Annotated in this window: 1 protein-coding gene and 1 pseudogene; both read left to right on the forward strand. The window is 65.3% G+C overall.

Features of this window, described 5'->3' with window-relative positions:
* Positions 1-252, forward strand: a pseudogene (locus tag ACU8YC_RS26445) (nucleoside triphosphate pyrophosphohydrolase family protein); the annotation flags it as partial.
* A partial coding sequence (locus tag ACU8YC_RS26450) for a hypothetical protein (RefSeq protein ID WP_446896186.1) occupies positions 249-493 on the forward strand: 245 nt, incomplete at its 3' end. The pseudogene ACU8YC_RS26445 and the gene ACU8YC_RS26450, both read left to right, overlap by 4 nt.

Raw genomic sequence — 493 nt, forward strand, 5'->3', positions numbered from 1 at the left:
ACCTGGATCTTCGGGCAGGCAGTGGACCTGGAATTGTTCGCCGGCGCTCGGCCCGGCGACATCCCGTTCGACCTCCTGAAGCACGTCCGCCAGTTCGCGGCGGGCTACGAGGCGGAGCGCTGCCCGCTTTGGATGTGGGAAGAAGCCATTCTTCAGGGCTATGCGGCTTTCCGCTTCCTGCGCGAACATCGGCGCGGGCGTATCCACATCGACATGGTCAACCACCGCCTCTCGATCGAGCACCTGCTTTGAGAACGCCCGCATCCTTCGCTGCAGCGCTCGCCGAAGTTCGGCTGCCCTCGGTCTTCAATCCGTACGGAGACGTCTGCCCGGAACATGATCGCGCCGATGCCGCCACCGTGCGTCGACGCAATCTCACGCGCTGCCTGGAAGCGGCGCTCGACGCCAACGTCGATACGATCTGGCTTGCCCGCGACCACGGATATCGCGGCGGCCGCCGGACCGGATTGCCCCTGACGAACGAGGTCCATCT

This window comes from Citrobacter sp. VF227 (assembly GCF_052950715.1).